Annotated in this window: 1 protein-coding gene; it reads right to left on the reverse strand. The window is 74.7% G+C overall.

Annotated features, from left to right (window positions below):
• Positions 1–473: protein TolR (gene tolR / locus K1J50_RS18850; protein WP_220119283.1), on the reverse strand; the 473-nt coding region annotated here is incomplete at its 3' end.
• Between the last annotated feature and the right edge of the window lie 32 nt (positions 474–505).

Genomic DNA, 505 nt, shown 5'->3' on the forward strand with positions numbered 1-505 from the left:
GGCTGTCCCGCGCGCGGCGCGGGCTGCTCGGCGAGCAGGGCGACGCGCGAGAAGCCGGCGGCGCTGATCGTGCCCATCACCTCCATCACCCGTCCGTAGGGGATGGCGCGGTCGCCGCGCACGAAGATGCGCCGCTCCGGCGCCCCCGGCGGCTGGTTGCGCAGGATCGCCTGGAGCTGCGGCACCAGCGTGTCGAGCTGGACCTCCGTCTCCTGCAGGAAGATCCGGTTCTGCGCGTCGATCGTGACGGTCAGCGGCTCCGTCTCCTGGTTGAGCGGGCTGGCGCTGGTGCGCGGCAGGTCCACCGGCACGCCGACGGTCATCAGCGGCGCCGCGACCATGAAGATGATCAGCAGCACCAGCATCACGTCCACCATCGGCGTGACGTTGATCTCGGCCATCGGCCGGTAGCGCGAGCCGCCGGCGCCGCGGCCGTTGCCGCGTCCGGCGGCGCCCGGGAGGGCGGCGGCCATGGCCCGGCTAGCCCCCGCGCGCCCCGGCCACC

It is taken from the genome of Caldovatus aquaticus, from assembly GCF_019458025.1.
Taxonomy (GTDB): domain Bacteria; phylum Pseudomonadota; class Alphaproteobacteria; order Acetobacterales; family Acetobacteraceae; genus Caldovatus; species Caldovatus aquaticus.